13 protein-coding genes are annotated in these 7,260 nt (G+C 52.5%); all 13 read left to right on the top strand.

All coding sequences use genetic code 11. The features are described from left to right. Positions 1 to 23 precede the first annotated feature (23 nt). Positions 24 to 317: a hypothetical protein gene (locus tag PHV74_13825; GenBank protein MDD5095438.1), complete on the top strand. Its 294-nt coding sequence runs from the start codon at positions 24 to 26 to the stop codon at positions 315 to 317. Between the two features lie 16 nt (positions 318 to 333). Continuing rightward, positions 334 to 777, top strand: a complete 444-nt coding sequence (locus PHV74_13820) for a hypothetical protein (GenBank protein ID MDD5095437.1) — start codon at positions 334 to 336, stop codon at positions 775 to 777. Positions 778 to 814: 37 nt separating this feature from the next. Beyond that, positions 815 to 994, top strand: coding sequence for a hypothetical protein (locus tag PHV74_13815; GenBank protein MDD5095436.1), 180 nt, complete (start codon positions 815 to 817; stop codon positions 992 to 994). A gap of 28 nt (positions 995 to 1,022) precedes the next feature. Then, on the top strand, positions 1,023 to 2,378 hold the full coding sequence (locus PHV74_13810) for a hypothetical protein (GenBank protein ID MDD5095435.1): 1,356 nt from the start codon (positions 1,023 to 1,025) through the stop codon (positions 2,376 to 2,378). A gap of 83 nt (positions 2,379 to 2,461) precedes the next feature. Next, complete coding sequence (locus tag PHV74_13805; GenBank protein MDD5095434.1) at positions 2,462 to 2,614, top strand: hypothetical protein; 153 nt, start codon at positions 2,462 to 2,464, stop codon at positions 2,612 to 2,614. Continuing rightward, a complete protein-coding gene (locus PHV74_13800; protein ID MDD5095433.1) occupies positions 2,598 to 2,813 on the top strand; it encodes a hypothetical protein in 216 nt (71 codons plus the stop codon). Before PHV74_13805 ends, PHV74_13800 begins: the two co-directional genes overlap by 17 nt. Continuing rightward, the gene (locus PHV74_13795; GenBank protein ID MDD5095432.1) at positions 2,813 to 3,073 is read left to right on the top strand and encodes a hypothetical protein; all 261 of its coding nucleotides are present in this window, start codon (positions 2,813 to 2,815) and stop codon (positions 3,071 to 3,073) included. Before PHV74_13800 ends, PHV74_13795 begins: the two co-directional genes overlap by 1 nt. Positions 3,074 to 3,119: 46 nt before the next feature. Then, positions 3,120 to 3,413: a hypothetical protein gene (locus tag PHV74_13790; protein MDD5095431.1), complete on the top strand. Its 294-nt coding sequence runs from the start codon at positions 3,120 to 3,122 to the stop codon at positions 3,411 to 3,413. A gap of 30 nt (positions 3,414 to 3,443) precedes the next feature. Then, positions 3,444 to 3,845 (top strand): hypothetical protein, encoded by a 402-nt coding sequence (locus PHV74_13785; GenBank protein ID MDD5095430.1) that lies wholly within the window; start codon positions 3,444 to 3,446, stop codon positions 3,843 to 3,845. A gap of 256 nt (positions 3,846 to 4,101) precedes the next feature. Then, entirely contained in the window at positions 4,102 to 5,874 is a 1,773-nt protein-coding gene (locus PHV74_13780; protein MDD5095429.1) for a recombinase family protein, read from the top strand. Further along, on the top strand, positions 5,871 to 6,041 hold the full coding sequence (locus tag PHV74_13775) for a hypothetical protein (GenBank protein MDD5095428.1): 171 nt from the start codon (positions 5,871 to 5,873) through the stop codon (positions 6,039 to 6,041). Before PHV74_13780 ends, PHV74_13775 begins: the two co-directional genes overlap by 4 nt. A gap of 454 nt (positions 6,042 to 6,495) precedes the next feature. Continuing rightward, positions 6,496 to 6,939 (top strand): CBS domain-containing protein, encoded by a 444-nt coding sequence (locus PHV74_13770; protein ID MDD5095427.1) that lies wholly within the window; start codon positions 6,496 to 6,498, stop codon positions 6,937 to 6,939. 65 nt (positions 6,940 to 7,004) lie between these two features. Then, positions 7,005 to 7,260 (top strand): hypothetical protein (locus PHV74_13765; GenBank protein ID MDD5095426.1); only part of this gene is annotated, 256 nt, incomplete at its 3' end.

Genomic DNA, 7,260 nt, shown 5'->3' with positions numbered 1-7,260 from the left:
CTATTTTAGCCAAAGGAGGAGATATGCCAACAGAGACCCGTAAATTCCAAATGGGCAATCTCGTATGGACCCGGGGTGTCAATGACCGGATTGCTGAAGACATCGCATTCGCCAAGCTGGTTCTCGCCAGTGTGAAAAGACACGCCTCAGGCGACTGGGGGGATATCTGCCGGGAGGACAAGACGGAAAACGAGCTTTCACTGAAGGAAGGATTCCGCCTGCTCTCCGCCTATGAGACAGAAGGGCTGCCCAGGATATGGATCATCACGGAAGCGGACCGCTCGGTAACGACGGTGCTGTTTCCGGAGGAATACTGAAGAAGGAGGGTCAATCATGCCCGGTATGACAGACAGTGAATTCATGTCTGCCCAGGAGAAGAGAAAGGTGCTCCATCAGTGGGAGGTGTTTCTGAAAGGGGGGTTGAAACGGGAGCAGTTCACCAGGGGGTTGTATAACCACCTGATCCAGCACTGCTCCTTCATCGCCCACTACAACCTGGAGGGGTTCTATGGTGTCTATTTCACCAGTGGAGAAGGAATCGCCCGCTTCCTGCACCAATTCGACACGCGCAATGCCAACAAGGCCGGTATCCCTCTGAGCGTGGAGTACGGGTGTACCTATTGGGCTAAAGGGGATTATGCCGATATCAACATGGCCATGATCGAAGCCGCCACCCCCTACATCCCCAGTTTGCTCCGGTCTGCCGGGGAGGAGCAGAAAGCCTCCGATGTGGCGGAAGCCCGACGCCTGTTGTCCAAGCACGGAATGACTCTCTAGAAAGTTAAAAGGGATTTTGTTGGAGGAGGGACCAATCATGCCTAGAGAATTTGTCTACGATGGAAGGTCGTTTCCCGATCCGGATTCCCTCATCGGCCGGACAAGCTGCCGCCAAATCAGCCCCGAAGAAAGCAGCAGAGCCAGAGCGGCAATCCAAACTCTTTTTGAGGATACAGGCAGCGGCAAAGGAGGTGTTGATGGCATAAAGCGAAGCTGACCGCGAAATCTATTACAAAGGAGGCAAAGTGAGAGTACAAGTCAGAAAACTGAGGGAGGTCATGGGCCTGTTGCAACCCGTGATCTCCAAAAAGCCAACCATCAAAGTCATCGGCAACATCCTGCTTAAGGACGGCAAGGCCATCGCCTCCGACCTGGAAAACACCCTCATCCTGGACTTTCCGGAGGCCACGGAGGAACTGCTGATCCACAAAGATGCCCTGGATTTCCTGAGATTCATTCCGGGAGATACGATGGCCGAGATATCGGGGCAGGCAGGCGAAAACCGAACCCTGCTGATCTCCTGCGGAGGAAGCAAGCGAACCTGCCCCTGGGCAGACGTGGAGGAATATCCACCTTTACCCTTGATACCTCATCTAACATGGCATCTGGACGGAGACCGGCTGCTGGACGCTCTGGGTATGGCAGTCCCCTATGTCTGCAATGATGCATCCCGTCCCCTGTTGACCGGGGTGACTGTCGAACTGGGTGAACAGCTGTCCTTTGTGGCCGCCGGGGATGGTCACCGGATGTTCTACCAGGAGATCAAGGCATCAGCCTCTGATCCAGCTACGATGGTCATCCCTCTGACCACGGTAGCTCTCCTGAATAACCTGTGGAGGAAGGCCTCCAAACCGGCTGATCCGGCGGTGGACGCTTTGCTTTTCCAGGTGGCTCTCGCTAAACGACTGATCAGTCTTGGGATCAGGATCGAGCAGAAGGAAGACCAAGCCGAGGGGCTGATGGCCGCACAATTTGGGGATGTCACCCTCCTGAGCAAACTGATCACCGGCACCCCGCCACGATGGACAGAGGTGATTCCCCAAGACCCGCCTCAAAAGCTGAAGGTGTTTGCTCAGGACCTCTACCGCTCGCTGTTGCAAGTCAAGGATGTCGCTCAAGAAGCAAACAACATCGTGCGGCTCTCCTGGACTGACAACACGCTCAAAGTTGTGGCCAGAGGAATCCAGACCGCAGAAGCCGAATGCTTTGCCACCATCATTGGTGGTGAGGGCCATATCGCCTTCAATCTCTCGTATCTCTTGGAATACCTCAAGGGAAGGCAAGGGTTGGTGGAAATAGGCGTGATCTCTCCTCAACAAGCGGCACGCTTCCTCAATGGCCAATGCACGGTAGTCATCATGCCGGTGTCCGTCAAAGAGGACGGGCCGGAGGAGACATCAAATCAAGCAGGAGAAGGGTCTGAAGCCCGCAAGGAAGGAGAAGGGTCTGAGCAGGGTGAGGCCATTCAGGAAAGCGATCAAGGCAAGCCGGAGGAGGCTCAATCACCTCAACCATCAGGGGAGGAGAAAGAGCCCGTGACTGCCGCGAGTACGCCTGCCAAGCCAAAGAAACCACGAAGGCCAAGCAAGGCGAAAAAGTAGAAACAAAACCTACCCCGATCAGCCTGCTCTCTCTGCGTCCGTGGCGGTGTGGAGAGGGCAGGTTTTGTATAAGGAGCAAATCAATGTCGCGAGATGAAGAACCCACCTCAATGAAGGAATCTCCCTGCATGAGGCTTTGTGGGCAGGAACAGCCGGACACCATGTGTTTGATTGTCAAGACCTGTCCGATAGCGGTCAGCTATGCCGAGAGGATGGCCCGTGAAAAGGATGCTTAGTCTGCACACGGATAGGCCGGAGTTTGCCGGTATCGTCCTGGACCGCAAAAGCAGGCAGCTTATTTTTGAGTGGTTTGCCCGGACGGAAATCAGGAATGTCACCTACATCTGCTTGCTGATCTTCCGCCTGGGCTGGCCTCCTGTGAGATGGGTCAAGGCTTTCACCAATAATGACGAGCCTGAAAGGAGAGAAGAGTAATGGATATCTATTGCACACGCTGTGGCGAGCCTTGGGATGCTTATGGAGCTCAACAGGCCCTGGATATGACCCGTCAAGAGTACAACCGAATGATGGAAGGGGAAGGGTGTCCCTGCTGCTTCGGGAAACCCATTGAAGACCAACCCTTCAGGGCCAGGCTCGCAGCCGAACTCCATGCAGTCTTGGGAGATGACATCGATGGCTTGGCTGTTGAGATGGAGGATGCCGAGTTCTTCATGGGAAGCGAGTTCTGGGAGTAGCGGTGAACCCTTGCCCAACAACACAGTAAAAAGAAAGGAGAAATCAATGACAGCCGCAACAAAAAAGTTCGACATGGGATGGCTGATGTTTACCCGAGGAGTCAATGACAAGGTCTCTGAGGATGAAGGATTCGCTAAATTCGTGGTCAAAAGCCTGGGAAGGCACTTATCTGGAGATTGGGGAGACCTTCCCAAAGAGGACAAGGCGGAGAATGAACTTTCTCTCAAGGAAGGGTTCCGGCTGTTGTCTGCTTATGAGGCGGAAGGACTGCCCAAAATATGGATTATCACGGAAGCGGACCGCTCGGCAACCACAATCCTCTTCCCCGAGGAGTATTAGACAACAATATGGAAACGAGAGGGAGGTCCCATGAAACAGCATACCTGTGAATCGAGGGTCGAAGCCCATCTGGAATCCCGGATAGCCGATCTGAGAAGGCTATGGAAGGCATATTGCAACGGTCAAGAAACCGATGAGGAACTGGGTAGCATCCATGAATACGGCCTGTGCTTCGATTATGTAGCCACAGGAACATTCAGCGATCAGAGGGAAGGATATTTCCGGTATCAGCTGAGCACGGGTGGTCCAGGAGACGAGTTCCGCTTTTATGCCGATGCTCAAAGGAAGGTCCACCGCATCGAGTACTGGTTTTTGGATTGGTTCGACGGAGCCTGTAGGGAACTCACCGGAGAGGATGAGAACCTGCTGTTGGAAATCTGGGACTGGTTCGAGGAAGGCGGTTCGGTGGAGGCAGTCCTGAGAGAGGCATGATGGGAAAAAGCAAGGGATGGCATCCATGATCATTTGTGCAGACAGGCGTAAAATTAAGGTGGATAGCCCTATCCACAGGGTGTTCAGATAACACAAATGGAGGAGCTGTCCCAGGATGAGGAACTACTGCATGACTAAATTCCTATTGAGGAAAGCCATCTAAGTGGGTAACCTGAGCGTGCAGTCTCAGCTCCGACATACGATATGCTTGTTTCAGCGCATTAAGTGTGACGACTAGGATATCCAGGGAGGACAAATGGTCAGGAAGGCGAAGAACAAGGATAAGTCACTGGAATCGACAGGGCCAAAGAGGGTGGCTCTGTATGCCAGAGTGAGCACTCATGAGCAGGCCACGGAAGGGGTTTCCATTGAGGCTCAGATCGATAGACTGGACAGCTGGGCCAAATCCAAGGGCTGTATCATCGTTGATAAGTACATCGATCCCGGTTACAGCGGCAAGGATGACAAACGCCCCGAGTTTCAACGGCTGATGATTGATGCCCATAGAGGGAAGTTTGACATTGTGGCCGTAGCCATGTTGGATCGGTTCATGAGAAATCTTCGACTGCTTCTGAATAGGCTGCATGAATTGGAGGGCTTGGGGATTACCTTTGAATCTGTCAGAGAAAGCCTGGACACCGCAACTCCCAACGGGAAATTCTCCATCCAAATAATGGGAGTAATTGCGGAATTCGAGCGAGAACGGATCGGCGAAAGGGTGAGCGATTCTCGGAACCATCTTAAGAAGATGGGGAAATGGTCTGCCGGGCGTCCAAAATACGGCTATCGATGGAATAAGGAAGCGTCTAAGTTTGAAATCGTTGAGGACGAAGCCGAAGTAATTCGTCATGCCTTCGATCTGTATGTGAATCAGGCAATGGGTATTGTGAGGGTCGCGCAACGACTGACCGAGGAAGGATACCGCACTCGTCCAAAAAGGCGGAACGGAAATGAGGAACCTACAATCGGATACTGGCAGTCCTCTGTTGTCCATAACCTCCTGTCCTATCCCGGATATGCCGGAGAGGACGAAGACTATCCGTTTCCAGCGATCATTCCAAAAGAGCTTTTTACATCTGCCCAGAAGAAACTGGCAACCTCTCGTAGGATACGGCAGGAGACAGGCGGATGGCTGCTGCAAGGACGAGTTGTCTGTGGGTTGTGCGGCCATCGTGTCAGTCCCAGGAAGCGATCGGGTCGACACAGACGCAGGTACGGGTGTACCGGATATGACAAGCATCTACACCCCGACGGAAGTCCTCGGTGCACCTTAGCCTCCATTCCTGCGGATGAGTTGGAAAAGATGGTCTGGGGGGTGTTCGCGCGAACCATTACCAATAAGCAGTTGCTTCGGCAGAGCGTCGAGGATGCTTTGGCGAAGTTGGAATCCCGGCAGAAGGAGTTGGGTTACGATAAGGTTATCGACGCCAAACTAAAGGAGATTGATGGGAAGTTGTCTCGCCTGATGGAGTTATACATTGAGGACGACACATTCAACAGGACTCGGCTAGATGAGAAGAAGCAAGAGTTGGTCCAGGAGAAAATGAAACTGGAGCGTCGCAAGGACAGCCTGAATCCCGAAGCCCGGCTTGATATAACTAAACTTGAGGATTACATCAAAACAGTGCGGGCCATTCTCGATGATGGCCATATCAGGGTTGACCACAACGGCTTACTATTGGGCACACTCTGGCACCATGCCAAGGGCGGCGGACTGATGCCAGAGGAATATGACTTGTTCGACCTATGGGAGGGAAAAGAGCCCGACCTGGATGATGAGAGTGCCGAGGTCACGACAGTCAACACAATAGGGCCTGACGGGGAAGAGGTCCGCATGATGGAGATCAAGCCCTCGGAGAAGGAATGGGCTGACTTTGAGCGTCGGGATGAAATCAGCATGGAGCAGAAACGGAAGCTGTTGGAGAAATTCGATATCAAGATTGTTGCCTACCCAGACCGAATCGAAATTGCGGGTTTACTTCCCACCCAGACGCTGGAGTGGGATTCGATTTCCAATCCTAAGGGATGACGGATGCCATGTTTATCGGCGCGATCATTATGATGGTGGCCGCCGTGCTCACCCTGATCATTCTTCCCAAGCGTGTCCAAGCTCCAGAAGAGGGCAGGCAATTGAGCGATGTCTCCATGGGGCCTCTTTCAACACCAGATGATCCCGAAGGGGGGATCGCTTGCTAACGCGAAATCAAGCCTTGTAATAATTTAAGGCAACTCATTTATGATCGAGACATGCAAGAGCTTTATGATCAGCTTATGGCGATGTCAGAGGAGATATTTGCCGATCACTGCAACGGTGACAAGAACGATTTCTGAAACTGGATCAGGGATGTCATCGGGATTAGAGGCTAGCTGAGGATCTCATGTGAGACATCTGGATGATCGGGAAAACTCGAAATCGCACGGACCTTAAGCCCGGTGTGGAAATGCCTCACTGAGTAAAACCAGGTCCCAGATTTCTCGGTGTCTCACTGTGGTCCACAGTTGAGTGGGACATCCTGCTTTTGTCTTGGGCTTGCCGCAGAAACACGGGGTAGTCTCAGGGCACATGAGAGAGCTTATGTATTCTCTGACCACAGAGGACCACGCATCATGAAACCGGCAACGTGCGTGAACTCGCGAATTGGAGGTTAACATGACGACGGTAGCAGAAGTCTTGGAACCGAATCAACTGGTCATCTCTCCTTTCACTTCTATCATGGAAGTGGCTCAGAAGATGCGAGACTGTGGTGTTGATCTTGCGGCGGTATGCGAGAAGGACAAATTCCGGGGGATCATCACTGAGAAGGCAATAGTCTCCGGTATCGTAGCCTCGGCACAAAATCCGCAGGAGGCATTTGCCCGATCCGTGATGATCACGGACACTCCGAAGGTCTCTCTCGGGGCCAGTCTCTTTGAAGCTGCCAAGATCATGGCCCATCACAAGATTCCCTATCTGCCAGTGGTGCAAAACGGAAAATTCTTTGGGATTCTGACGCTTGAGGATGTGGCCAGAGAAAGCATGGCATCCGCTGCGATGGTCTTGAGCCATTGCAGCCACGACAAATCGCCCGCTAGGGAAATTTTGATTAAGTCCTGATCAGAGCCTCTCTAGTTCAAGGTAAGTGGTTCACTGGACAAACTAATTTCCCTTTTGGGAATGATATGGAGAATGAGCGGCTGAACAGGGTCATAGAGGCGATGGTGCGGACTCCCACCATAATGCATCGGAATGTCCGCCGAGAGATATTGGAGGTGGCACTGGAAGCGGGTTGTACAGGTATTTCCCTGCACCATCTGATGATCATGAGACTGCTAAAAAAAGAAGGGTCCCTCCACAGCCGTGAAATCGGTGGAGCGATCTCCATCTCCAAAGCTCAGATGACGCATTCCATCAATAAACTGGTAAGCATGGATTTAG

The organism is Dehalococcoidia bacterium, from assembly GCA_028711995.1.
Taxonomy (GTDB): domain Bacteria; phylum Chloroflexota; class Dehalococcoidia; order SZUA-161; family SpSt-899; genus JAQTRE01.
The sequence above is the reverse complement of the archived record's forward strand: the minus strand, read 5'-3'. Positions and strand labels throughout refer to the sequence as shown.